Here is a 25,461-nt window from a genome sequence, read left to right on the forward strand (position 1 = left end):
GCCGAATCCGCTTGGTCGGCGAACTGCTCGGGGGCGCCTTGGCACGGATGCGTGCCGACCTTGAGATCCGGCGGCATGTGGACCGCTTGGCGGAAGCCCAGCTCATCGCGCACCTGGGGAACTGGGAGTGGGACCTTCTGAACGACGAATTGAAGTGGTCGGACGAGGTGTACAGAATCTTCAATGTGAATCCCCGGGAATTCAGTTCCAGCATGGATGAGTTCTGGACATTCGTCCATCCTGACGACCTGGCGGCGGTCCGGCGGGAGGCACAACGCGCGACGGCGGGTCCCCGTGGCATCTTCACGGTCGATCACCGGATTGTACGCCGCGATGGGTCCTGTCGAGTGGTCCGCGAACTGGCCATCCCGGAATTCGATCGGGACGGACGGGCCGTCCGACTGGCCGGAACCGTCCAGGACATTACTGAGATCCGCGCGGCCTACGAGGAGATTCGCCGGCTCAAGGACCAACTGGAAGCCGAGAACGTCTACCTGCGCGAGGAACTGACTAGCGTCACCGGGTATGGCGGGATCGTGGGCACCAGCGATGCCATCCGTCGACTGATCGCCCAGGCCCAACAGGTCGCACCGACCAATTCCACCGTCCTGATCCTTGGCGAGACCGGCACCGGCAAGGAACTGCTCGCACACTTCATCCACGCTCAAAGCCTACGCAAGAGCCAACTTCTCATCACCACCAACCTCGCCGCCATACCAGCAACGCTCGTCGAGAGCGAGCTGTTCGGGCGCGAGAAGGGGGCGTTCACTGGCGCCCTGACGAGACAGATCGGCCGCTTCGAGGCCGCCGACGGCGGCACGATCTTCCTCGACGAGATCGGCGAGATGCCCGCGGAAACGCAGGCCAAACTCCTCCGCGTGCTCCAGAGCGGCGAGTTTGAGCGGCTCGGCACTTCAAAGACCATGCGCGTCAACGTTCGCGTGATCGCGGCCACGAACCGCGATCTGTCCGCCGCCGTGCGCAACGGCACGTTCCGGCAGGACCTGTACTACCGCCTGAATGTGTTTCCCATCACGGTGCCCCCGCTGCGCGACCGCCGGGAGGACATTCCCCAACTGGCCTGGGCGTTCATCAAGGAGTTTGGGGAGAAGATGGGCAAGCCGATCAGCCACATCAATCGCACCAGCATGGCGGCTCTTCAGGCGTACTTGTGGCCCGGCAATATCCGCGAGCTCCGCAACGTGATCGAGCGGTCGATGATTCTCACGCAGAGGAAAGAGTTGAGCGTAACGTTGCCCCAATCGGCCGGTAAAGCGCGGGATGCCGGGGCGCAGATGCAAGAGGTCGAACGGCGGCACATTCGCCACATCCTTGAGACCACAGGGGGGCGCATCCGAGGCAAGGGCGGCGCCGCCGAACTGCTCGGCCTCAAGGTGTCCACGCTCTACTCTCGAATGAAGAAGCTGAGCATCCGGCGGGATGCGTAGCCGCCGCGCCGATTGACACTCATCCGTTGCGGTAGCAGACGTGCAGCTCGTCAGGCTGAACTTCAAGAAAGGCCGAAACGTTGACTGTCCCAACGACTGTCCCAAACCGCACGTTCATAGTCATGGATCATCGTGGTAGAGGCATCAATCATCGCAGGCCGCTAAGTCCTGTAACAGCTACCGCTTCCGCATGAAATGGCGTTTTTGGCACGCCTGCGCGGATAGGGCGATATCAATCCCGCCCTCTCCGTTTCTAAGTCCTTGTGAATACCCATGCGGCAGGCGGGCGAGCCTTGGTTCATGCGGACAATCAAACGGCTTTGCTCATACATTGGGCTCTCATTTGACGCGACCCCGAACGCCAACTACAATTCGGTCGCATGAAGAGGATAGTGGCCATCATGCTGATCTGCTGGTCCCTGCTCATAGGGCCGACGCTCTGTGTGGGCGCTATCCTCGCACACCCGTGCGACTGCGGCCCGACTTGCGGGGAGTGCTTGCCCCAGCAGGAAGGCAATCAGGGGCCTTGCCATGCCGATCCATGCCGGACCGCGGTTGTCGGCAAGCCGGCCACCGACGAAGAAGAAACGCCCTCTCCAGTGGTATCCGCGGCTGCGTGTGATTTCGCCGTCATGCCCTCTCCTCTTCCCCCGATTCCGGTAACCAGCAAGGGCGGCTGCCCACGGGAGACCATACGAAACTGCGGGGAATCGCCGCCCGTCGGTGGCTTCTTGCCGCTTCTGATCTGATCCTCGCGACGTCTCTCTCTCGGTCGTGAAGGTCTTTCCATGCGCGCTTCCTGGCCGTCTGGCCACGGGGCGTAGCAGCGCTGCTGAAAAGGCGTGGCTGGGGATACTGAACCCATTCTCATCGAGGTCGAACGCCATGGCGACGCCGAAAGCGTTGATTTGGAGTCTGTTGAGCGTATTGACATGTGTCCTTCTGGCTGGATGCGCCGCCGTGAAGCCCAACCAGGAGTATCACATGGTGACCCAGTATGTGGCCGAGGCGACGGGCCAGAAGAGCACCTACCGACCCGACGAGGAGGATGCCGTCCGATCTCGCGTCGAGGCTCTGCTGGTCGATGGATTGACCCTCAACGAAGCCATCCAACTGGCCCTTCTGAGCAATCCCGCTTTTCAAGCGGCGTGGATGGACGTAGGCATGGCTCGGGCCGATTTCGTTCAGTCGGGCCTGCTCTCCAATCCCTCGCTCGGAGGATCACTGCGATTTCCGGCGGGTGGTGGCCTCGCTGACTTGGAGGTCACCATGGCCCAGAACGTGGCCGATCTGTGGCAAATCCCCGTCCGGCAGCGTGCAGCCCAGTCGGCATTGGATCAGGTGATCCTGCGTCTTGCCCGTCAGGCCGCGGAACTGGCCGCTGATACCAGGGCCGCGTATGCACGTGCAGCCGGCACCAGGGAACTCCACAAGGTGGCGTTGGATAACCTCGCGATTGCCCGTCAGCTGCTCGACATGGCGGTCGGTCGCCAGCAAGCCGGTGCGGGCAGCGAACTCGATGTGAATCTATCGCGTAGCGCTGTGTTGGAGGCCGAACTCTCGGTTGAGTCGGCCAGGCTCGCGGCGTCCGAAGCCCGTCGCGGCCTGACCCAGCTCCTCGGATTGACCACGGACCCGGAACGGATCGCACTGTCGGAGTCGTTGCCGTCATCGGTGCCGGGGCTCCCGCCGGCTGAGGTCCTGATCGCCATCGCTCGGGAGAAACGCTTGGATGTTCGGGCAGCGGCGCAGGCAGTGGCCCAAGCCGACGCCCGCGTGCGAGAGGAGTATCTGAAGGTGTTCCCGACGCTGGAGCTTGGCACGGCGATGGAACGGGCCCAGCGCCAGGCCCAGCCCGGTCGCAGTATCCTTGCGGATACGGCCCGTGCTTCCATCGCCAACGGCGCATTGACCGCCCCGGAAATCCAGCCGCGATCAGATCGCCGGCAGAACACCGACTTCATCATCGGTCCGAGCTGGGGGCTGGAGTTGCCTGTTTTCAATCAGAACCAGGCCCAGATTGCCAAGGCTCAGTATGCCAGGCAGCAGGTCGAGAAGACGCTTCAATCCGTGAGCCAACGGATGGAGCAGGAGGTCCGCAGCGCTTGCGACCAGACGGCGACTGCATGGCGCATCGTCACCGCCTATAGGGAACGGTTCATACCGCTTGCGGAGAAGAGCCTGGCCCTCTCACGCGAGTCCTACAACGCAGGCCGGGCGTCATTCCTCTCGGTTCTTGAATCACAGCGGTTTTTTCTTGACACGCGGCGACGTGCGATCGAGGCACAACAGAGCGCCGCGGCAACGATCCCCGAAGTGGAACGTGCGGTTGGCTTGCCCTTGGCGGACCTGAGCAACGACTACCCGTCAAGGGGGCCGGCTACTGGTGAGCCGGCTGTTGGAGAAACACCATGAGCAAGAGAAGCGGACTCGGTCTGTTCTCGATCACGCTGCTGGCGATCGTCGGCGGGTGCGAGACCAGTCTACAGGCACAGTTGGCGACGCTTGCGAAGGACTTCTTTCTCCAGGCGCTGGCAGCGTATCTGTTTTGAATGGGAAGATCAGCCATGTACAGAGACATCTTGATTACCGTATTGACTGTCCTGCCGTTGGGACTGCTGGGCGGAGCCGGCGCGGCCTACGTCTGGCTGACCAGGGGCCAGACGACATCGGCGGTGGATCCTCACACCGGTGGCTCGGATGACGGCACGCACGATCTCGACGCAGCCGGCCACCCCGGCGAGGAAGGGCACGACGAACACGCCGAGAACCTGGTCAAGCTCTCCGAGGAGGCGATCCGAGAGTTTGGCGTTCAGATCGCCGAGGCCGCTGGGGGCAAGCTGGAACGTACGCTCAAGCTGCCCGGTGAGATCGTGCTGAATGCCGACAGCGTGGCCCACATCGTTCCCCGCGTGTCCGGCATGGTACGTGAGGTCCGCAAGAACGCGGGGGACACAGTGGAAGCCGGCGAAGTGATGGCCGTGATGGAAAGTCGCGAGTTGGCCGAAGCCCGGGCCGCGGATCTGGCGGCCGAAGCCCGACTCCGGCTGGCCGAAGGCAACTTCACGCGGGTGGAGAAGCTGGTCCAGGGCAAGATCGCACCGGAGCAGGAGTATCACGACGCGAGGCAAAAGCTGGAGGAAGCGCGGATCCAGCATCGTGAAACTGAGGCGAAGTTGCAGGCTCTCGGTATCCCGCACGACCAGCTGGCCACGGCTCCCGACGACGATAGCGGAGGCTTCTCGCGATATGAGATCAAGGCGCCTTTCCCCGCGACGGTCGTGGAAAAGCGCATCACGCGCGGCGAGGTTCACGATAGCAGCCGCCACGTGTTCGTCCTGGCGGATCTCTCGACCGTTTGGGTCGATATCACCGTCTACTCTCAGGATGCGGTTTATGTTCGGGAAGGGTTGAAGGTGCGTCTGAGTGCCCCGGGACCGAACGGGCAGTCGGCCAAGGCTGAGGGCAGGATCTTCTATGTGAGTCCGATCATGCGGGAGTCCACGCGGACGGGCGTGGCCCGGGCGATCATCACCAACGACAACCACCTGTGGAAGCCCGGTCTTTTTGTGACGGCGGAGATCATCACCGGCCAGGAGGATGTTGACGTTCTTGTTCCCAACGACGCCCTTCAGATGATCGAGAACCAGGCCGTCTTGTTCGTTGCTGAGAACGGCGGCTTCGAGAAGCGTTCTGTGGCGTTGGGTGGAGAGAACGATGTGTACTCGGAGGTGGTTTCCGGTCTGAAGCCGGGCGAACGTTATGTGGCCAAAGGGGCCTTCATTCTGAAGGCCGAGTTGGGCAAGGGCACGGGCGAGCATGAGCACTGAGCCCTGAATCGTGGTCGGATGTGGAGGTTGGCTCTTATGAAGCTGATGAGCATGGATGGATGTGTCGCTCCGGCTTGCTTTCAGTACCCTTCGGCCGGTGAGCGGCGGGACTGCTCGAGGAGCCAATCTCCATGATGACAAGCATTATCCGCTTCGCAATTCACCAACGGCTCCTGATGGTGTTGCTGGGCATCGGCCTGGTGGCACTTGGTGCGTGGAGTTTCACGCGTCTCCCGATCGACGCCGTGCCCGACATCACCAATAAACAGGTCCAAATCAACACGGCGGTGACAGGGCTGTCGCCCGTAGAGATTGAGAAGCAGATCACGTGTCCCATCGAGTGGGCCATGCAGGGCATTCCGGGCGTCGAGGAGATACGCTCCGTCTCGTTCTACGGTGTTTCCCAGGTCACGGTCATCTTCGATGACGACGTAGACCTCTACCGGGCGCGGCAACTGGTCAACGAGCGACTCGCGGAAGCCAAGGAGAGCCTGCCACCCGGCGTCGGCGCGCCGTTCATGGGACCGATCTGGACGGGGCTGGGTGAGATCTACTTCTGGAGCGTGGACGCCGTTGGACCCAAGCCCGACGGTACGCCCTACACGCCGATGGACCTCAAGACGATCCAGGAATGGATCGTGAAACCGCAACTTCGATCCATCGCGGGTATCACCGAAGTCAACACCATCGGCGGGTACGAGAAGCAGTTCCATGTGACGCCGGATCCCATGAAACTGATCTCGTACGGTCTGAGTTTCCGCGATGTCCTGGAGGCCCTGGCCGCGAACAACGCCAACGCGGGCGGCGGCTACATCGAGCACAGCGGGGAGCAATACACGATCCGTTCGACCGGGCAAATCCGAGCTCTGCCCGACATCGGCAGCATCAAGCTGGGCACGCACGACGGCGTGCCGTTCTTCGTGAGGGACGTGGCCGAGGTAAGTCTGGGCAAGGAGTTGCGAACCGGTGCCGGAACCGCCAACGGCCATGAAGCGGTGGTCGGCACGGCGATTCTGCTTTACGGGGCAAACAGCCGAACCGTCGCACACAGCGTTGACGAGAAGATCGCCCAGATCAGCAAGGTTCTGCCTGAGAACGTCAGGATCAACGCGTTGTACAACCGCACCTACCTTGTGGACGCCACACTGGAGACGGTCCGCAGGAACCTCACCGAAGGCGCGATTCTCGTCGTCGTGATCCTCTTTCTTCTGATCGGCAACGTCCGCGCCGCGATCATCGTCGCTCTGGCGATCCCGCTCTCGATGCTGTTCGCCATCACCGGAATGGTGCAGGGCCGGATCAGCGCAAACCTGATGAGCCTGGGAGCCATCGACTTTGGCATCATCGTGGACGGCGCGGTCGTCATGATCGAGAACATCGTCCGACGGGTTTCAAGACGCCAGCACGAACTGGGGCGGGTGCTCACCGAGGGCGAGCGCTTTCAGGTAGTGGAGGCAGCGGCCGTTGAGATCGGAAGACCAACCCTCTTCGGCGTCGGGATCATCATGATCGTGTACCTGCCGATCCTGAGTCTCTCCGGCGTGGAGGGCAAGATGTTCAAGCCGATGGCGGAAGTCGTTCTCCTGGCCTTGGCCGGCGCCCTGTTGTTGACATTCACGATTGTGCCGGCGTTGGCTGCACTGGCCCTACGCGGTCGGATGGCAGAGAAGGAATTCTGCCTGGCGAGATGGGCGAAGGCCATCTACGCGCCGGTGATCGACCTGGTGCTTCAGTTGCGCTGGGCGGTCGTGCTCGGGGCCGTCGCTGTTCTGGCGGCCACCGGTGTCCTGGCGCTGCGGATGGGCAGTGAATTCATCCCCAAGCTGAGCGAAGGGGCACTGGCCTTGCAGCCCACCCGGATGCCCAGCATAGCCCTGTCGTCCAGTGTCGTGATGCAGGAGAAGGTTGAACAACTGCTCATCAGAGAGTTTCCGGATGAGATCGCCAGTATCTTCGCCCGGACGGGAACCTCGGAAGTCGTGACCGACGTGTGCGGGCCGGAGGTCTCCGACACGTACATCATGCTGAAGCCGCGCGAGCAGTGGAAGAAGGCCAAGACGCAGGTTGAACTCGCTGAGGCAATGGACGAGGCGGTCAAACGGCTGCCGGGTCAGAACTACGAGTTCAGCCAGCCCATCGAGCTGCGGATGAACGAGCTGATCAGTGGTGTTCGCAGCGACCTGGCAGTCAAGGTCTACGGCGACGAGACGGAGATCATGCTCGAGTACGCCAACACGATTGCGCGGGAGCTTGGCAACGTGCGCGGGGCGGAGGACATCAAAGTCGAGCAGGTGGCCGGCATGCCGATGGTCAATATCGACATTGACCGCGAAGCAGTCGCTCGATACGGCCTGAACGTCAAGGATGTTCAGGAGGTGATAGAGATCGCGATGGGTGGTGTCGAGGCCGGCCAGGTCATCGAAGGGGATCGGCGTTTTCCGCTTGTGGTGCGGTTGCCCGAGAGCCTGCGTGGCAACATCCGGACCATCGGGGTGCTGCCCATTCCCTTGCCCAAGGTCGACGAGGCTTCCAGGACTCTGGCCTCTTATGCCAGTGGGAACAGCAACCCGCGTGCCGGTTACATCCCGCTTTCCAGCGTGGCGAAGATCGGTATCGCGGAGGGCGCCAGACAGATCCGCCGCGAGGACGGGAAGCGACGTATCGTCGTGCAGTGCAACGTCCGAGGTAGAGACCTCGGCACTTTTGTGGCCGAGGCTCAACAGCGGATCGAGCAGAAGGTCGGTCGCCTTCCGGAGGGTTACTGGCTTGGCTGGGGCGGTCAGTTCGAGAACCTCATCGGGGCCAAAGAGCGATTGACCATCGTGGTCCCTGTGGCGTTGGGCTTGATCTTCGTCCTGCTCTTTGCCACGTTCAACTCGATCAGGCACGCCATCCTGGTGTTCACCGGCGTTCCGCTGGCCCTCACGGGTGGCGTCGTTGCCCTCTGGCTGCGCGGTATCCCACTTTCCATCTCCGCGGGCGTCGGCTTCATCGCCCTGTCCGGCGTGGCCGTGCTCAACGGCCTGGTCATGGTGACGTTCATCAATCAGCTCCGCCGTGAGGGCAAGACTGTTCGAGAGGCCATCATCGAGGGTAGTCTGACGCGACTCCGTCCGGTCCTGATGACGGCAATGGTGGCGTCGTTCGGGTTTTTGCCGATGGCTGTGGCCACGGGGACAGGCGCAGAAGTTCAGCGCCCCCTGGCCACGGTGGTCATCGGCGGCATCATCAGCAGCACGCTGCTGACGTTGGTCGTGCTCCCCGCGGTGTACGGATGGGCACGGCGGGACGCGTCTTCTGGGGGCACGCCGTGACCGTCACCTCGCGATGGACTCCCTTTGCCGGGGCCTTCTCCCCGGGCCGGGTGACGCGTGTATAATGCCAGAAGCCCTCGTTCAGGCAGGGTAGCGATGCCGCGTCATCGAGCACGTGAAGCATGAACATGCGAACGATCCGAGTGGCCCTGGTCGGCGGTGGGATGTTCGGCAAGGACGTCGTCCTGCGATGTCTGTCGGACGTGCAGCGGTGCGGGATCGGGCCCTACCTGGGGACGGCCGGACTCGACCATCGGGCTCGCGACCTGGCGGGTGTTCGGTACGAGGTGGTGGCCGTCGGTACCCGGACGGCGCACAGCGGCGAGGCCCTGGCCAGCACCTATCGGGCCTGGGTGCCGGATGCGGACGTCACTGCCCACTACGGGGATATGCCCTGGTGCTCGATCCTCGACGAGCGCCGACCGGATGTTCTCTTTGTTGCCACACCGGATCATCTCCATGCCGCGCCCATCCTGGCCGCCGTCGAGCGAGGCGTGCACGTCGTGGCCGAGAAGCCGTTGACCCTGTCGTTGAAGGAGGCCAGGTCCATCGCCGCCCAAAGCAAGTCCGCCGGCACGGTTGTGGCCGTGGACATGCACAAGCGATATGACTCGTTTCTGCGAAGTGCCTTTCGAAGATTCGCGTCCAAGTCGGGTTCCATCTCATTCCTTCCCGCGATTCGTGCGGCTCGGTACAATCACTGACCGCTCGGGAGACTTCCGGACCTCCCGGGGAGGACACTTCATCCGTGAGGGTTTGGCCATGAGATCTGCTGCGTACGCCTTGATGATCGCTCTGGTAGCTCTTCTTCTCGTTGCCCAGGCTGCCGCCGAAGAGAAGCGGGGGCGCGAATCGACCTACCTGACACTGCACCCGGACAACCCTCACTACTTTCTCTTCCGCGGGAAGCCAACGATCCTCATCACTTCCGGAGAGCACTACGGCGCCGTGCTCAACCTGGACTTCGACTACCTCGCCTACCTTGACGAGCTCCAGTCCAAGGGCCTGAATCTCACCCGCACGTTTTCGGGCACCTACCGCGAGATCCCCGGTTCGTTCGGCATCACCGACAACACCCTAGCTCCCCGGCGTTACCAGGCCCCGTGGCCGCGCACCGCTACCCCCGGAGCCTCGGATGGCGGCAAGTTCGACCTGAAGCAGTTCGATGACGCCTATTTCGCCCGCCTGAAGGACTTCCTCGCCCAGGCCGGCAAGCGCGGGATTGTCGTCGAATACGTGCTCTTCTGTCCCTTCTACGAAGAGGCTCTCTGGAAGGTCAACCCGATGAACGCGGCCAACAACATCCACCACATCGGCCGTTGCCCCCGCGAGGAGGTCTACACGCTGAGGCACAAGGATCTGCAGGAGATTCAGGAAGCGTTGACCCGCAAGGCGGTCACCGAGCTGAACGCGTTTGACAATGTCTACTTCGAGATCTGCAACGAGCCGTACTTCGGCGGGGTCACGCTCGAATGGCAGGCCCGCATCGCCCAGGTCATTGCCGAAACTGAGCGGGCCCTGCCCCACAAGCATCTCATCGCTCAGAACATCGCCAATGGTCGCCGGAAGGTCGAGAAGCCCGACCCGCGGGTCTCGATCCTGAATTTCCATTATGCCCAGCCTCCGGACACGGTCGGGATGAACTACGGCCTCGGCAGGGTCATCGGCGATGACGAGACCGGATTCCGCGGCAAGGCCGATGCCCTCTACCGCACCGAGGGCTGGGATTTCGTCCTTGCCGGCGGGGGCGTGTACAGCAGCCTGGATTACTCCTTCACGGCGAAGCACCCGGCCGGCACGCTTCGCGACTACCAGTCGCCGGGCGGGGGCAGTCCTGAACTCCGCGCCCAGCTGGGGATTCTCAGGAAGTTCATGGAGGGCTTTGATTTCACCCGGATGAGTCCGCGCAACGATGTGATCAAGGGGGGCAGTGTGACCGCGAGTCTCAGCGGGGCACACGACGAGGCCAGGACGGCCCGGGCCACCGTGCGCGCACTGGCGGAGGAAGGCAAGGCCTACGCCGTTTACGTTCTCGGGGGAACGCGGGCCGAGCTGGTAGTGGAATTGCCGCCCGGCACCTACCAGGCCGAATGGCTGAATACGAAGACCGGCCGGACCGACAAGGCCGAGAGGATCCCGCATGACGGTGGCCGGCGGAGCCTGACTTCGCCGCCCTACACGGAAGACATTGCCCTGGCGGTGAAGCGGGCCGCGGGTCCCTGATCATAGTCAACCCCTCACGCCCGGTTCGGTGCAAGTCGACCCGCGCTCGAGACACGAGGCGGCGGTCTTGAGAGGCTCGACCCGCGACTGAACCGATACCTGCCGACGCGTGCCGGTATCGCGTTTGTGCCTGCTGGTATCTCGTGTATGATGCGTCTATGAGTTACATGCGACTCCTCCCGGTCGCCGTTGCGGCGGAATTACTCGCGGGCTGCGGGAGCCCGGTGGACACGAGCCTCCTGTGGCCTGAGCGTGAAGTGAAGGTGGCCGGCGTTGCCGATGCGGTGCTCGTCGCCCGGATTGTGCACATCAGCGATTCCCACCTGCTCGACATCGAGTCACCGGCAAGGTACGCCGGTTTTGACGTGGTCGTGAACAGCGCCTGGCGACCTTGGGAAGCCTATGCCCCGCAGCTTCTGGACGGCATAGTGCGGGCGACGAACCGGATCCACCAATCGGGTTTGACTATCGATTTCGTCGTCCACACCGGCGACCTGTGCGACAACGCGCAATCCAACGAGCTGGGGTGGGCCCTCGATGTCATGGACGGCCGAATGGTCGAGCCCCTTTCGGGCCCGGATGACCGGCCCGCGGATGCCCGGCCGGCGGCGACCCTGGACCCGCACGCCGCTTTTCAGGCCCAGGGTCTGTATCGTAGCGGGCTTCACGGCGAGGGTCCGTCGATTCCCTGGTACGCCGTTCCCGGCAATCACGACACTTATGCCCTGGGTACGTTTGCGATCGTGACCTTCCCGGACGGCGCGCGGAGAGCGCCTCTGCCGATCAGCTCCCGTCCGGGGATCCTGGCTCCGACCCTGCTCGATCCGACCGGCTGCTGGACGCACGGCCAGGTAACGCCGGCCCGCCCCGGCCTACCCGCCCTGCTGGGGAACCCGAGTCTGGTCATGCCCAATCCCGCCCGGGCCTTCTTCGACCGCTCCGAGTTCAAGCGCGCCCTGTTCGGCACGGCCACGGAGCCGGCCGGCCACGGATTCAGCGCGGCCGAGAACGACACAGGCTGGTACAGTGTGTCACCACTCCCCGGACTGCGGCTCATCGGCATGGACACCAGCGATCGCTTGCTGACCGTTCCCGCGCTTCCCTATGACGACGGCTGCATCTCCATCGGTCAGCGCGAGTTCCTGCGCCGCGAACTCGCCGCCGCCCAGGCACGCGGCGAGCTGATCATGGTGGCCTCGCATTATCCGAGCCGTTCGCTGGAACAACTCTCCGAGTTCGTAGTCGGGCCGGCCGACCTCCGCAACCTCCTGAACGAGTACCCCAACGTGGTTCTCCACCTGGCGGGTCACCATCATGTGAACCGGGTGTTCGACCGAAACGGCTATGTTGAAATCCAGACCTGCAGTACGCTCGCCCTCCCGCAGGAGGGCCGGATCATCGAGATCTGGCGCAACCCGGCCGACAATTCCGTGCTCATCGGTTACGACATGTTCTCTCATCTGGATGACGATCTGCCCGCGCTGGGCGACGATCCGTTGCGGGCCATGCGCGAGGTGGCCCGGGAACTCGCCAAGCTGGACAAGGCCAGGAGGGCACTGACGCAGATGGCCACGCCGCAGGAGGTCGAGCCGGAAGGAAGCCCCGGCGATCGCCGAGGCCAGATCCTCTTGAGACGCTGAGCGGAAGTCGGCTTCGGGCCACACCGGTCATCGACCATTGATCGCTGGTGGCCTACACGAACAGCAAGTAGATGATCGCGGCATCAATGAGGGCGGCCACGGCCATCGCGATCGCGATACGCAGGGAGAGCGACCACCGCTCTGGACTGGTGGCCGACTTCAAGGTCACGGCCGTCCCGAATTCGATCGGATCCACAGTCTCCAGCGTGTCGGGCGAGTACTGGGCTTCGGCGATGAGGAGCGTGGCTTCGAACTCGCCGATCTTGAGCTGGGCGGCATAGCGCATCAGGGCTTCGCGGCGGGAGTACCGCAGGAAGCCGCCCTCCAGCTCGTGCACTACCATCTGCTTGAAGATCCGCCGCTTCTCCTCGCGGGTGAACTCGGGCGCGGGATAGACGGGAGCTTCCTGGCCTGATCGGCCGCCAGCCGGTGAGTGGATGTCTTGTCGCATCACTTTCCTTCGCCTCCTCGAAGCCGTCGGCGGCGTGAAGTGCCTCGCTCGCCACATTCTACCCGTTGGAAACGGGGGGATCTACGCCCATTTTGGCGAACGAAACAAGAATACCTCCTTGAGCTGCAGGGTGAAATCGCGTTGAAGCCGCAGGCGGGAGATTATCGGTCCACCGGGCAACCTCTGCGTCCGATCAGCAGTCGCCTTGCTCGGGCTGGAAACTCAGTCCGGGGCCTGGCTCGGGTCCGGCCCGGTGATCAGGAAGAGCCCGTTGTGCCGTTCGGCCTTCACCGCGGGCGGAGGAGGCTCGGTGACATCGGCCGGTACGAAGACGACACGTCGGCCGGAAAGGGCTTCGACCACGGCGTCCTCGAGAATCCGTTTTCCGTGCTTGGGTAAGAAGGGTGTGACCTCGATGTCCGTCTGGCCGTCGCGAATCGCCCGATAGCAGATAGCGTTGCGGCCCATGGGGTCGGCCGCCAGAATCCGCCCGGCGTCGCCCGCCAGCGAAACGGCCGCGCGGCTCATTTGCTCCGCGGAGCGATCCGCACAGGCCCAGGGCACGAACAGGTAGACATCGTCATCGCGGTAGGGCTTGTGTCGTGCCAGACCTGCTCTCTCCAACACGCCCGAATGGCGTGTGACCATCGGGGCCAGGGTGTACAGGGCCGGAGTCGCCATCAGCAGCAGAACGCCCATTGTGCACGCGGCGCGACGAGAGCTTCCCCAGTGCACCCCCGTACCGCTCGTGGTTGGGAGAGCATCGTGAACCGGTAGCGGACCCACGGCGAGGCCGGGGCCACCAAAGAACACCGCTACGCCGATCGCGGCGAAGAGTGCCAGGAACACGTAGGTCGGGAGCATGAAGGTGTATTGATCGATCACGTCGTACCGGAGCACGAAGAGGCTGTGGATCAGCAGCCCGGCGAGAAGCGCCCGTGAGACGGCGATGGGAATGCCGGATGTTCGCCGCTTCACCAAGCCGTACCCGGCCGCGGGCAAGAAGAGATTGGGGAAGCTGAGCAGCACGAAGCCGAGGGTGATCACGGTGCACTTGAGGGATAAGGACAGGTTGAACACGCTGCCTCGGTACACACCGCCATTTCCGAAAAGAGCCGACTGCATGGTGCCCGGCCAGTCGCTTGTTACCAGCAACTCGTGCACCACCAGGCTGGAATAGGGCAGGGTCCCCAGAAGCCAGAGTAAGGCCCCGGTGACCGCCTGGCCCCATGTGACACGATGAGCCCGGACCGCAAACAAGGCCACGAGCCCGAGTACCGGTGTGGTCAGCGCGGCCTGAAGGTGGTTGGCGATCCCCAGCCCGTTGAGTAGCAGCATGCCCCACAAGTACCCTCGCCCCCCCCTGCGGAGGAACGCGATCAGGCACCAGCACTCACCGGCCAGGAGGGCGGCGCTGACCGGGTATACCTCCGCGACCGTGGCCAGCCGCCAGAAAGTGTGCCCGACGGCCAGGGATACGGCCGCGAACAGGGCCGCCCACCCGTTGCCCGTCAGGCAGCGAGCCGCACCGAACACGTTCGCGATCGTCAGGGCCGCGGCCAGAGAACTCACCCAGGTGATGGCCGCACTCGGCTCAGCGAAGCTCAGCAATTGCAGCGACAGCCGCCCGAGCCCATAATGCAGCGGATGGGTCAGGGCGAGCCCCAGCGAGCTCTTCAACTCGCCCGTCGTAATGCTCAGGATGTAGGCGCCGGAATCCTGCCACTGGGCTCCACGGTTGGCGGTGGCGGCATAAACGGTCAGGCTGATGAGGAACACCGCAAGCCAACCCTGATAAACCGGCCTTGATGGCATACCGCGAGTTATAGCCCCATGAAGCAGGCGACTCAACCTCCGACAACGAACCATCTGGACGCTCAGGCGCCTGGGCCCAAAGCCTGGCTCCCGATCCGCATCCTCCGCCGGGGATATCGGCTGACGCGGGCGGCCCTGGTCCTCATCGCCCTGACGCAGATCTTGCTCGTGCTCACGCCCGCAGTGGAGCGGCTCTATGCCTGGCTCGATGTGACCAAGCCGCCAGCCAAGGCCGACTACATCGTCTGCCTGGGTGGCAATCCGGCTCGCCTGCTCTGGGCGGTGGATGCCTACCGGCGCGGCTTCGCCCCCAAGGTCATCGTGAGCAATCATCCGGTCGCGGCCGAGTGGATGCACGACACACTCATCCAGTGCGGCATTCCCCGCGATCGCATCATGACCGATTCAACGTCCGGCACGACCGAGGCCCATCCGGCCGGTATCGACCGCCTGCCAGGCATCGATCCGCAAACCACCCGCCTGCTCATCGTCACCAGCCACCACCACAGCCGTCGCGCCGCTGACTGCTTTGCCAAGGCGGGCTACCGGCACTTCTCCGTCTTTGGCGCGGGTTTCCTGCCGCAGAAAGATGTCGCGTACTTCATGCGCGTACGTTCCCGCCTCCAGTTGCTTCCACATGTGCTCTACGAGTACGTGGGACTGGTGCAGTATTGGCTGATGGGCAGAATCTGACGGTACCGGCCCGTGTCCGGTTCGCCACGTCGGGGCGGGCCGGGCGCTTCGCCACTGGGACACATGGGCGCAGGACCGATAGATGCGCGAATGGCGTCCGCTGGCCACGAGATGACGCAAAGCATGAACCAATTTGCGCGAAAGGGCCTAGTGACCGGGTTCGAAAAACCGATAGTATGAACAGGGTCTGGCAGCCCGATGTTCAGTCTGCCAGGGGGGCTCCGGGCGGTGATCGCGGGGGCCCATGGGGCATCGCCACGTGGGGCCTGCGTTGCCCCCACAAGCGGGGATGACTGGCCTTGCTCCATGCCGTAGCGGAGACGGCATTCGGCTTTCGGTTACATCACCCTTTTCACGAAGGAGGGTTTCTGTATGTCTGGTTATGTTCGTAACACGCTGCGGATGGCCGCTGTGGCCGCCATGCTCGTTGGCTCGACTGCGTTCGCCGGCTTGTCCGAGTATCAGGCCGCGGTAAGGTCTGAGGCCAAACTGGTCAGCTACTACACGTTTGACGCCGACTCCGGAAGCGTGGTTGACACCGCCAGCGGCGGCCATCACGGCACCCTGCAGGGCACGGCTGCGTTCACCGTGGCCGATGAGGCCCTGGGCGCCACAGGACAGGCCTTGACGCTTGATGGCGCCGGGTGGGTGAACTTCGGGGTGGTCGAGAAGTTCAACTTCTACGAAGGCGATGCCGAGACGGGTCACAGCAACCCAGGGACCGTCGAGATGTGGATTCGGCCGGGCGCGAACCCCGGCTTGTACGGCTCCGATCCGGCGCTGGCCGCGGCCCGTGACGGGGGTCCGACCCGGTTCAGCATGCACTTGGACGGCTGGCTGAACGGCTGGGGCGTCTACGCGGGCGGGGGCGGCTACCATCCATACAGCTATCCGTTCAAAACGACCGAGTGGTATCATCTGGCTTTTGTCTTCGATCAGCCCACCTGGACGGTCAAGCTCTACGCCAACGGGGTGCGGATCGGCAGCTTCGGGGGCATCGGGAGTGACATTGGCCAGCCTTTCCAGATCGGCTCGTCCTCTCCGACCGGAGCGGAGCTGTTCAAAGGCAGGATTGACGAAGTGGCGGTCTACGACGACGCACTGACCGAAGGGCAGATTGCGTCGCACTATGAAGCCATGGTGGGCACGGGTTTCGAGTCGCCCACCACACCGCTGAGTATCTTGGCGGGGTATGAGAGCGCTGTTCAGGCGGAGGCCTCCCTGTTGAGCTTCTACAGCTTCGAGGGAGACTCCGGGTCGGTAGCGGACAAGAAAGGCACGGTGAACGGTGCCCTGGTCGGGCCCACGAGTTGGACGAACGGATTCGCGGGCGGCCAGGCTCTGGGCTTGGGGCTCTCCGGCTTGGGGAGCGTGACCATGGGACCGGTGCCCGCCTTCACCTTTGCCGGCGGGTCCGGAACGATCGAGGCCTGGGTCACCCCTTCCACGAGCCTGAAGTACCGCGACCCGGATGCCGGAAGACTTGCGGTCCTGTCGTGCGCCGATATCTACGATTACAACTACTACGGCATGGAGTTGCGGACGTCGGACAAGTCCTTTGGCGTCGAGACGAGCGGTTCCGAGGCTCCCGGTGGGGGGCATTTCTGGGCGTCCTCGGTTCCTGATCTGTTCGCAACGGCCCAGTGGTACCACTTGGCCGCCGTTTTCGAGGCCGGCCAGTTGGATTTCTATATTAACGGTCGGCGGGTTACGAACGACGACACCCCGCTCAGCTTGGTGATGCCCGAAGGTTTCCTGGGCAATTTCCAGATCGGGGCGGTCGACCCGCAGGGCGACTGGGGATTCAAGGGCAAGATCGATGAAGTGGCCGTCTACGGGGCGGCTCTCACCGAGTCTCAGATCGCCGCCCACTATGCCAGCGCGGCGATGACCTTCTCGGTTCATGAACACACGTTTACCGATCCGACGAACATGACGCCGGTGTCGTTGACCTTGTCGGCGCCCACGGGCCAGACTACCCCGGAAGGCCTGAACCTGACCTTCTCCTTCAATTCGTCAGTGATCGCGGTGACCATTCCCGCTTTCGGGCTGACGGTTGCCCCGGGCGTTGCGTATCCGATTCCGACGGGGACCGCAAACGCCCAGTTGACGGTCACGCCGATCCCCGGGGGGTACGGTGTCACAACACTGACCGTGACGGCGAACCCCGAGTCCGGCTGGTTGTTCACCGACAGCGCGACCTTCAACAACATGCTGGCGGGTCAGGGCCTGATCATCGTCAACGATCACTTTGACGACAATTGTGTCTACACGAACGCCGGCGGTTCTGGCGGGGGTTGGTACCAATACTTCAACGGCGCCACGCAGACCGAGCAGGACTCGAGCTGGAAGGTCACTGACGGCACGTATGAATGGAGTGCGGGCGGCATCTACGGCAAGAAGGGCTCGGCCGATTTCAAGGTCATGACCACGAACGGCATTCGACTCGAGTACGTCATCAACGGCGCCACGGTGAGCAAGGAAGGATGGAACGGCTTCCCGGGCGGCGAAGGCGCCGACTGCCGGCATGAGCTGGGTATCATCTCCGCGAATCAAGCTCATGACGCATCCAACAGAGACCCTCAACTATTCAGCAATACCTCCGGTGGCCTGTATGTCAACCTCTTCTACGCGGCCAACGGGACGCTGCCGACGCAAGATCTGGTGGTGACCGGCCACATCCGCGCGACCAATGCGTCGCACCTGAGCCGCGAGGATTGGGAAGGGGCCGTGGGCTTGGAGACCGTAGCCACGTTTGCACTGCCGAACGTGACCACCATTACCCCGGAAATGCCTCTGGTGGTGACGATCGAGGCGGACGAGACCGGCTGGAAGGTCGGTTTCTCTCCGTCGGCGGGCGCCGTCTTCACACCCCGGACGGCCGGTGTCTCTGTTCAGGGCGGCGGTAAGATTGGCGGTGGATGGGACGCCGCCTCGCTGGGCAAGGGCGTCATCACCAATGAATTCAACAACGGCGCCTTCCCCTGGGCGTTTTTCCAGAACATGGCAGGAGGCCAGGGCACCGGCTCCATCGACCGCATCAAGGCCTGCGTCGGCTGCACACTGAGCACCGATTGCCCCTATCCGTTCGCGGATGCCGATGAGGACGGCGATGTCGATCAGCTCGATTTTGCCGCCTATCAGCTCTGCTATACCGGGGCCTTTGTCGAGATGGCCTCAACATGCCGGTGCTTCGACACCAATGCCGACGGGCGAATCACGGGCCCCGACTTCCAGGCGTTCCTGAAGTGTGCCCTGACCAGTGGGCCAAATGTTCCGGTGGACAAGACCTGCGGAGACTGATCGCCCGGTCCAACCAGCGGCCAGCTCGATCGACCGCATGGCCATGGAAGCTCACAAGCTATCGCACCCCGGTCACCCCTCTGTGGCCGGGGTGCGTTCTTTGTCGGGCGCTCGGCAGCGGGGGAGGCGTCGTCGTCGGCAGCTTCCGGCCCGGGGCAATCACGGTCAGGGTAGCTCGATGTCACGCAAGTCAAACGGCACGGTCGTGGGCTTCTGGCCGACCAGGAAGCTGACCTTGAGGACCATCGTGTTGTCCAGGGGCTTCTTGAGGTCATAGGTCAGCGTCGTGGTTCCTCCCATGCTCATCGAGGTCTTGCTCCGGACCACGTCGTTCCCTCGGTTGTCCAGCAGTTCGACTTTGCCAGACTGCTGCTTGAGGTTGCCTCTGACTCTCAGCGTCAGCACGTTGTTCGCGGCCCCGGCATCCTGGCCATCCTCCTCCTTGGGCTCGACCAAGGTGATCGCGACGCTGGCATCTTTCAGCACCGGGTCGTTCAGCGTCTTGCCCAGCGAGGCAGGCAGGTTTCGGAAGCTCGCGCTCTTTCCCGATCCGCCAATCCTGATGTCGAACTCACCCTTAACGCGGGCCAACTTCGTGGCCTTCCTGGACGGCGAGGTCAGCCGGATCTGGACGTCGATGCTCTTCCTCGGTTCCTTGGCTTGGATACCCGATACCCCCGGGCTCGCCCAATCAGGCAGAGAGGCGTCGCCACGCCAGGTCGAGGCGTCGGCCATACCGGTCGCTTCGGGCGAACTCCGTATCCTCTGGCCAGTGTCATCCACGGCCTCGATGATCTTGATGTTCTCGGCCCGCATGCCCGCTTGGATGCCCTTGCCCTCGGCTCGCAGTCGGAGGATGACGCCGTTGAAGGCCCCGGTGACTTCGTAGACCCCGCCTTCCTGGGCGGCGTCTTTGGCCTTCGTGGTCAGGATCTTGGAGCGGATCTCGGTGATCTGGGTGACCGTGACCTTGAAGCTCTCCTCGGCTCGAACATCTGAGGGAATGACTCCGGCGAACGCGCAGGCCAGACTAACGAGTGGAAACGCACGCATTCTGTTCTCCCTTCGAACGGGCATCGTGGAGCAGGGTCTGTCCACGGGCCGACGAGCACCCGGCGACGCGTCCCAAGAACAAATCACGCTGGCTGCCCGGGTCTTGGCTAGCTTCTCTATCCTACTTCGCTTCGCGCGCCAAGGTTGCAGATCCCCCCTTAGACGCCCGGTAGCTGCGGCTATTTCATCCTTCGACATGGGCCGAACCCGATACCTCGGCGAATTTGACGATGGCCGCGTTCCCGGTTGTGATAACGGGGGTGTGCAGGTGATTGTCGGTGAGGAGTGTGTGAAATGCGCAACGCACGGATGATGACACGGACCGTCCCCGTGGTATTCGCGGCCATGACAATGTCGGTCTACGGCGCCAATAAGCACTATCCGGTCAATGGTGAGGGGGTCACCCAGACCGCCTACGTGTCCCTGCCGGTAGGGGCCGTTAAGCCGGGTGGCTGGCTCAAGGATCAGTTAACCGTTCAGGCGAACGGATTGACCGGACATCTTGACGAGTTCTGGGAAAGCCTGAAGAAATCTGCCTGGCTCGGCATGGCCAAGGGCGAAGACTGGGAGCGCGGTCCATACTACCTCGACGGCCTCGTGCCGTTGGCCTACGTGCTGGACGATCCGCGTCTGATCGCCAAGGTCAGACCCTGGATCGACTGGATGATCGCCAGCGCACAGCCGAATGGCTGGTTCGGGCCGGTGTCAAACCCCGACCGTTGGCCACGAGCCGTCGCCCTGAAGGTCCTGATCCAGTACCAGGAGGCCACCGGCGACCCCAAGGCCCTTGAAGTTGTTCGCAACTACTTCAAGTACCTGGGCGACAATCCGCCCGATTGGCCGAACAACGAATGGCGGGGAATGCGGGCGATGGAGAACGCGGTGGCTGGCTTCTGGCTGTATCGCCGTACCGGTAATCCGGACGTCCTCAAGGTAGTCAAGTCCATCTATGACCACAGCTTCAAGTGGACCGAGTACTTCACCAACTTTCCCTACACTGATGATGTTTTGGCCAGAGGATACGCCCCGGGCCATCCTTCCCACGTGGTCAACATCGCCATGGCCGTCAAGTACCCGGGGATTTACCATTCACTCTCCAAGGACATCCGGCACAAGGACGCGGTCTACGTCGGCCTGAAAAGCCTCGACAAATACCACGGCCAGGCGTGCGGGCGCTTCGCCGGCGATGAGCATCTCTCGGGCCGCCGACCCACGCAGGGCACCGAGTTGTGCGCGGTCGTCGAGTTCATGTTCTCTCTCGAGCGTCTGGTCGAAGTGTTCGGCGATCCGGCGCTGGCCGACCGCATCGAACTCCTCGGCTACAACGCCAACCCCGGTGCATGCACGGCCGACTACTGGGCCCATCAGTACGACCAGCAGAGCAATCAGGTTCTCGTTTCGGTCGCCAAGCGGGAATGGCGGACCAACGACGATACTTCGAATATCTACGGCCTCGAGCCGAACTTCGGTTGTTGCACCGCGAACATGCATCAGGGCTGGCCCAAGTTGGTCACCCATCTCTGGATGGCGACCCAGGACAACGGGCTGGCTGCCGTCATCTACGGGCCAAGCACGGTCAAGGCCAAGGTCGGCGAGACGGGCGAGGAAGTGACCATCACCCAGGAAACGGACTATCCCTTCGGCGGTGAGGTCAAATTCGCCATCCGGATTGCCAAGCCGACCGAGTTCCCGCTTCAGTTCCGCATCCCGGGTTGGGCGGAGGACGCTGAGCTGAGAGTGGGCGACGATGTGGTGCCCGCGCCGGCCGGCCGGTTTGCCGAGATCAGACGCACCTTCAAGGACGGCGACGAGATCCAACTCACGCTCCCGATGACGGTCCGCACCGAGACCCGCTATAACAACGCGATCGCCATCCTGCGTGGCCCGCTCTACTTCTCGCTCAAGATCGGCGAGAAATGGACCAAGCTCAAAGGCTACAGCGACAAGTTCCCTTCAGCAGACTGGCAGATCGAGCCGACGACGCCCTGGAACTACGGCTTGCTCATCGACCCGGCCAATCCAGCCGCCTCGGTCACGACCTTCACTGACCGGCCCAGCCCTGTGCCTTACGACACCGCTAAGCCGCCGGTGACCCTGCGGGTCAAGGGTAAGGCGATCCCGAGCTGGAAGATGGTCAACAACTCCGCCGGGCCGACGCCGGTGAGCCCGCTGATGTCCAAGGAGCCGGAGACCACCCTGGAACTCATACCCTACGGCAGCACGCGACTGCGCATCACAGAGTTCCCGGTCATCAAGGACTGACGCCCCCCTCTACGGCCCGAAACCCGATCGGCGGTAGGCCTGAGCCGGACGGTTCCAAGGCTTCCCACCCCCCTGGCTCGGGGCAAGCTGGGCCATGCAGCCTTCTGACCTTCCTTCGGCCCGAGAAAAATCACAGAAAGCCCGCAGGAGAAAAAACGCCCGGCGGGGATATGATTGTATGACCGACAGCTTCACCCGCAAGCCGTTCGCGGCTCCGGGCTGGTACGCCCGCCTGCACACTTCGGAGGCGGAAACGACCGGATGCCAGGACCGTCCGAGGTCGGTTCGGCCTCGCGTAAAGGGTGGTGCTGACGTGAGTTATGACGTAGGGGAGGTTAGGAGAATGGGGGGGGGGCGCAGAGAGAGCACCAACTGGAGCCGGGTGGTTATCGACGTCTGTACCCAACGGGACTTTCTGGACGCCGGGGCCATTCTTGGCGTCGCGGACCGGGAACCGCTCATCGCTCGCTTACGAGCGGTCATCGAATGGGCTACGGAGGGGCAGCTGGCGGTCGTCTCACTCATCGAATCTCACCGGCCTACGGAGCCGATTCACGACGCGCCCCTGCACTGTATCGATGACACCCCCGGCCAGCGCAAGCTTGACTTCACGCTACTCGAGCCGCGGATCCTCATCGAAACCGACAACTATCTGAGTCTTCCGCCAGACCTGCACGACCACTACCGCCAGCTGATCTTCCGCAAGCGAACCCGTGACATCCTGGGCAACCCAAAGGCGGACCGGTTCCTGACCCAGCTCCAGACCGACGAGGTCATCCTCATCGGCGTCGGGCTCGAGCGGGCGATCAAGGCCCTTGCCCTGGGTCTCCTCGCCCGTCATCACCACGTGACCGTCGTTACCGATGCGTGCGGGCAGTGGAGCCAGGCGGATGGCGATCTGGCCATCCGGCAACTCGGGGCCAAGGGCGTGAACCTCCTCACCGTCGCAGAGTTGATCGCCACCCCTGCAACGCCTCCGGTCGTCAGCCGGTTCCGCCGCTCACGCCGCCGCCTCCGCAGCCGACGACACCATCCCGTGGAGTCGACCAGCGGCTCCGTCGGCCGGCGAGAGATCACCAACGCCTGATCACCACACCTGCGTCCGCAAGCGGCTGCCGGCAGCGTTGTCCCTGGACAAGGTCAAACCGGTCATTCCCCGCCTTGATCTTGGCAGACCCTCGACCTACACTGATTCCGGTCGCTGGGGGCGGCCGGCACGCGGCCGGCCTGAGATCGGCGGCACGAGCGGCCGCTACTCCCTTTGAACCTGATCAGCGCAACCCGGCCGTTGATCACTGGGGCCGGTGGGAGCTGCGTAGGGAATGCGACGGCGCACCTCCTATGGCTCGACCTGACGATCGGCCGGCGGCCGACGCCTCGGTCGTCTCCCCCGGATCCTCCCTGGCTCGCCGGGATTTCTGAGGTTCTGCTCGATGACTGCCCAGACTGGCAAGCCCGCGGATGGCCCAGTTGTTCACGACGAAGTGATTACCCGTGAGCCATTCCCGGCTTCCCGCAAGACCTACGTACCCGGGGTGATCCATCCGGACATCCGCGTGCCCATGCGTGAGATCCTGCTGTCTCCCACTCCCTCGCACCTTCCGGGCGGACAGGCGACCATCAACCCGCCGATCACGGTCTACGACACCTCCGGCCCCTACACCGATCCGGACGTGGCCATCAATCCACGCGGCGGCCTGCCGGCGGTCCGGCTCTCCTGGATCCTGAACCGGGGCGATGTCGAGGAACTTGCCGCGCCTAGCTCCGAGTACGGCCGCCGTCGCCTGGCGGATCGGGACCTGGACGCAGTCCGATTCCCCGTCCTGCGCAGACCCCTGCGGGCCAGGGTGGGGCGGCGGGTCACCCAGATGCACTACGCCAGAAAGGGAATCGTCACCCCTGAGATGGAGTTCATCGCCATCCGCGAGAACCAGAGGCGCGAGGGGTTGACCGGGCTGGCGGGCGGAAACGGCCAAAATCAAGTGGCCGGCCGCATCCACACCGGCCAACCCTGGGGCGCCCCTATCCCCAAAGTCATAACCCCCGAGTTGGTGCGCGATGAGGTCGCCCGCGGGCGGGCCTTCATCCCCTCCAACATCAACCATCCTGAGATCGAGCCGATGATCATTGGCCGCAACTTCCTGGTCAAGATCAACGCCAATCTCGGCAACTCGGCGGTGAGTTCCTCCATCGAGGAGGAAGTCGAGAAGATGGTCTGGGCCATCCGGTGGGGCGCCGACACGGTCATGGACCTGTCCACCGGAGTACACATTCACGAGACCCGCGAGTGGATCATCCGGAACTCGCCCGTCCCGATCGGCACCGTGCCGATCTATCAAGCCCTCGAAAAAGTGGACGGCCGTCCGCAGGAACTCACCTGGGAAGTATTCCGCGACACGCTCATCGAGCAGGCCGAGCAGGGCGTTGACTACTTCACCATCCACGCGGCCCTGCGACTCCGAGATGTGCCTCTGACCGTCAGGCGGCTGAGCGGGATCGTCTCGCGAGGCGGTTCGATTCATGCCAAGTGGATGTTGGCCCACCATCACGAGAACTTCGCCTTCGAACATTGGGATGAGATCTGCGAGATCATGGCCGCCTATGACGTCGGGTTCTCGATCGGGGACGGTCTGAGACCGGGCTCCATCGCGGACGCCAATGACGAGGCCCAGTTCTCCGAGCTCAAGACCCAGGGCGATCTGACCCGCCGGGCGTGGGACCATGACGTGCAGGTGATGAACGAAGGCCCCGGGCACGTGCCCATGCACCTCATCCAGGACAACATGGCCCGGCAACTCGAATGGTGCCACGAGGCTCCGTTCTACACCCTCGGGCCGCTGACCACGGACATCGCTCCGGGCTATGACCACATTACCAGCGCCATCGGCGCGGCCATGATCGGCTGGTACGGCTGCGCGATGCTCTGCTACGTGACGCCCAAGGAACACCTCGGCCTGCCCAACCGCAAGGATGTGCGCGACGGCGTGATCGCCTACAAAATCGCCGCCCACGCCGCGGATCTGGCCAAAGGCCACCCGGGAGCCCAGTACCGCGACGACGCTTTGAGCAAGGCCCGCTTCGAGTTCAGATGGGGTGACCAGTTCAACCTGTCGTTGGATCCCCAGACGGCCCTGGCTTCCCACGACGAGACAATGCCTTCGGAGGGTGCCAAGGTCGCCCACTTCTGCAGTATGTGTGGGCCGAAGTTCTGTGCCATGGAGATCAGCCGGCAGGTCAGTGACGAGGCCGCGGCCCAGGGTGTCGCGGATGCCAAGGACATCGAGGAAGGCATGCGCCGCAAGAGCACCGAGTTCCGCGAGGCGGGCAGCGAGATCTACCAGGTACGTTAGTCATCGCCGGGGCATGCAGCCTCCGGCGTGGGTCCCATCGGCGGAACACGGGTCCCGTGCCCGAGATCCGGTCGGATGT

Annotated in this window: 16 protein-coding genes; 13 read left to right on the forward strand and 3 right to left on the reverse strand. The window is 63.4% G+C overall.

Annotated features, from left to right (window positions below; all coding sequences use genetic code 11):
- The 8 genes from KA354_18175 to KA354_18210 all read left to right on the forward strand — a co-directional run.
- Positions 1–1,448, forward strand: a 1,448-nt coding sequence (locus tag KA354_18175; protein ID MBP7936572.1) for a sigma 54-interacting transcriptional regulator, incomplete at its 5' end; no start/stop codon positions are given.
- Between the two features lie 960 nt (positions 1,449–2,408).
- On the forward strand, positions 2,409–3,863 hold the full coding sequence (locus tag KA354_18180) for a TolC family protein (GenBank protein ID MBP7936573.1): 1,455 nt from the start codon (positions 2,409–2,411) through the stop codon (positions 3,861–3,863).
- Complete coding sequence (locus tag KA354_18185; GenBank protein ID MBP7936574.1) at positions 3,860–4,000, forward strand: hypothetical protein; 141 nt, start codon at positions 3,860–3,862, stop codon at positions 3,998–4,000. Before KA354_18180 ends, KA354_18185 begins: the two co-directional genes overlap by 4 nt.
- A 15-nt stretch (positions 4,001–4,015) precedes the next feature.
- Complete coding sequence (locus KA354_18190; protein ID MBP7936575.1) at positions 4,016–5,278, forward strand: efflux RND transporter periplasmic adaptor subunit; 1,263 nt, start codon at positions 4,016–4,018, stop codon at positions 5,276–5,278.
- A gap of 131 nt (positions 5,279–5,409) precedes the next feature.
- Positions 5,410–8,592: a CusA/CzcA family heavy metal efflux RND transporter gene (locus tag KA354_18195; protein ID MBP7936576.1), complete on the forward strand. Its 3,183-nt coding sequence runs from the start codon at positions 5,410–5,412 to the stop codon at positions 8,590–8,592.
- A 128-nt stretch (positions 8,593–8,720) separates the two neighbouring features.
- Complete coding sequence (locus KA354_18200) at positions 8,721–9,296, forward strand: Gfo/Idh/MocA family oxidoreductase (GenBank protein ID MBP7936577.1); 576 nt, start codon at positions 8,721–8,723, stop codon at positions 9,294–9,296.
- Between the two features lie 58 nt (positions 9,297–9,354).
- Positions 9,355–10,815, forward strand: a complete 1,461-nt coding sequence (locus tag KA354_18205; protein MBP7936578.1) for a hypothetical protein — start codon at positions 9,355–9,357, stop codon at positions 10,813–10,815.
- 158 nt (positions 10,816–10,973) lie between these two features.
- Complete coding sequence (locus KA354_18210) at positions 10,974–12,455, forward strand: metallophosphoesterase (GenBank protein ID MBP7936579.1); 1,482 nt, start codon at positions 10,974–10,976, stop codon at positions 12,453–12,455.
- Between the two features lie 52 nt (positions 12,456–12,507).
- Here KA354_18210 and KA354_18215 read toward each other — a convergent pair whose 3' ends face one another.
- Positions 12,508–12,906, reverse strand: coding sequence for a hypothetical protein (locus KA354_18215; GenBank protein ID MBP7936580.1), 399 nt, complete (start codon positions 12,904–12,906; stop codon positions 12,508–12,510).
- A 222-nt stretch (positions 12,907–13,128) separates the two neighbouring features.
- Positions 13,129–14,685, reverse strand: coding sequence for a DUF2723 domain-containing protein (locus KA354_18220; GenBank protein ID MBP7936581.1), 1,557 nt, complete (start codon positions 14,683–14,685; stop codon positions 13,129–13,131).
- Positions 14,686–14,739: 54 nt separating this feature from the next.
- Here KA354_18220 and KA354_18225 point away from each other — a divergent pair, with 54 nt between their 5' ends.
- Both KA354_18225 and KA354_18230 read left to right on the forward strand, forming a co-directional pair.
- Positions 14,740–15,414, forward strand: a complete 675-nt coding sequence (locus tag KA354_18225; GenBank protein ID MBP7936582.1) for a YdcF family protein — start codon at positions 14,740–14,742, stop codon at positions 15,412–15,414.
- Positions 15,415–15,786: 372 nt separating this feature from the next.
- A complete protein-coding gene (locus KA354_18230; GenBank protein ID MBP7936583.1) occupies positions 15,787–18,717 on the forward strand; it encodes a LamG domain-containing protein in 2,931 nt (976 codons plus the stop codon).
- A gap of 165 nt (positions 18,718–18,882) precedes the next feature.
- On the opposite strand, the gene KA354_18235 is transcribed toward KA354_18230, so the two are convergent.
- Positions 18,883–19,770, reverse strand: a complete 888-nt coding sequence (locus KA354_18235; GenBank protein MBP7936584.1) for a hypothetical protein — start codon at positions 19,768–19,770, stop codon at positions 18,883–18,885.
- Positions 19,771–20,064: 294 nt separating this feature from the next.
- Between KA354_18235 and KA354_18240 the strand changes: the two genes are divergently transcribed.
- The 3 genes from KA354_18240 to thiC all read left to right on the forward strand — a co-directional run bounded on the left by KA354_18240 (position 20,065) and on the right by thiC (position 25,382).
- Positions 20,065–22,032 (forward strand): glycoside hydrolase family 127 protein, encoded by a 1,968-nt coding sequence (locus tag KA354_18240; GenBank protein ID MBP7936585.1) that lies wholly within the window; start codon positions 20,065–20,067, stop codon positions 22,030–22,032.
- A gap of 178 nt (positions 22,033–22,210) precedes the next feature.
- A complete protein-coding gene (locus KA354_18245; GenBank protein MBP7936586.1) occupies positions 22,211–23,119 on the forward strand; it encodes an isochorismatase family protein in 909 nt (302 codons plus the stop codon).
- Positions 23,120–23,465: 346 nt separating this feature from the next.
- Complete coding sequence (thiC, locus tag KA354_18250; GenBank protein MBP7936587.1) at positions 23,466–25,382, forward strand: phosphomethylpyrimidine synthase ThiC; 1,917 nt, start codon at positions 23,466–23,468, stop codon at positions 25,380–25,382.
- Positions 25,383–25,461: the final 79 nt, after the last annotated feature.

The sequence above is a fragment of the Phycisphaerae bacterium genome (assembly GCA_018003015.1).
In the GTDB taxonomy this organism is placed as follows: domain Bacteria; phylum Planctomycetota; class Phycisphaerae; order UBA1845; family PWPN01; genus JAGNEZ01.

What these genes read in the sequence shown, in the direction of transcription:
- KA354_18190 (MBP7936575.1), top strand. Translation starts at nt 4,016, where the DNA reads ATGTACAGAGACATCTTGATTACCGTATTGACTGTCCTGCCGTTGGGA.
- KA354_18225 (MBP7936582.1), top strand. Translation starts at nt 14,740, where the DNA reads ATGAAGCAGGCGACTCAACCTCCGACAACGAACCATCTGGACGCTCAG.
- KA354_18230 (MBP7936583.1), top strand. Translation starts at nt 15,787, where the DNA reads ATGTCTGGTTATGTTCGTAACACGCTGCGGATGGCCGCTGTGGCCGCC.
- KA354_18210 (MBP7936579.1), top strand. Translation starts at nt 10,974, where the DNA reads ATGAGTTACATGCGACTCCTCCCGGTCGCCGTTGCGGCGGAATTACTC.
- KA354_18240 (MBP7936585.1), top strand. Translation starts at nt 20,065, where the DNA reads ATGCGCAACGCACGGATGATGACACGGACCGTCCCCGTGGTATTCGCG.
- KA354_18235 (MBP7936584.1), bottom strand. Translation starts at nt 19,770, where the DNA reads ATGCGTGCGTTTCCACTCGTTAGTCTGGCCTGCGCGTTCGCCGGAGTC.
- thiC (MBP7936587.1), top strand. Translation starts at nt 23,466, where the DNA reads ATGACTGCCCAGACTGGCAAGCCCGCGGATGGCCCAGTTGTTCACGAC.
- KA354_18200 (MBP7936577.1), top strand. Translation starts at nt 8,721, where the DNA reads ATGCGAACGATCCGAGTGGCCCTGGTCGGCGGTGGGATGTTCGGCAAG.
- KA354_18245 (MBP7936586.1), top strand. Translation starts at nt 22,211, where the DNA reads ATGACCGACAGCTTCACCCGCAAGCCGTTCGCGGCTCCGGGCTGGTAC.
- KA354_18185 (MBP7936574.1), top strand. Translation starts at nt 3,860, where the DNA reads ATGAGCAAGAGAAGCGGACTCGGTCTGTTCTCGATCACGCTGCTGGCG.
- KA354_18215 (MBP7936580.1), bottom strand. Translation starts at nt 12,906, where the DNA reads ATGCGACAAGACATCCACTCACCGGCTGGCGGCCGATCAGGCCAGGAA.
- KA354_18205 (MBP7936578.1), top strand. Translation starts at nt 9,355, where the DNA reads ATGAGATCTGCTGCGTACGCCTTGATGATCGCTCTGGTAGCTCTTCTT.
- KA354_18195 (MBP7936576.1), top strand. Translation starts at nt 5,410, where the DNA reads ATGATGACAAGCATTATCCGCTTCGCAATTCACCAACGGCTCCTGATG.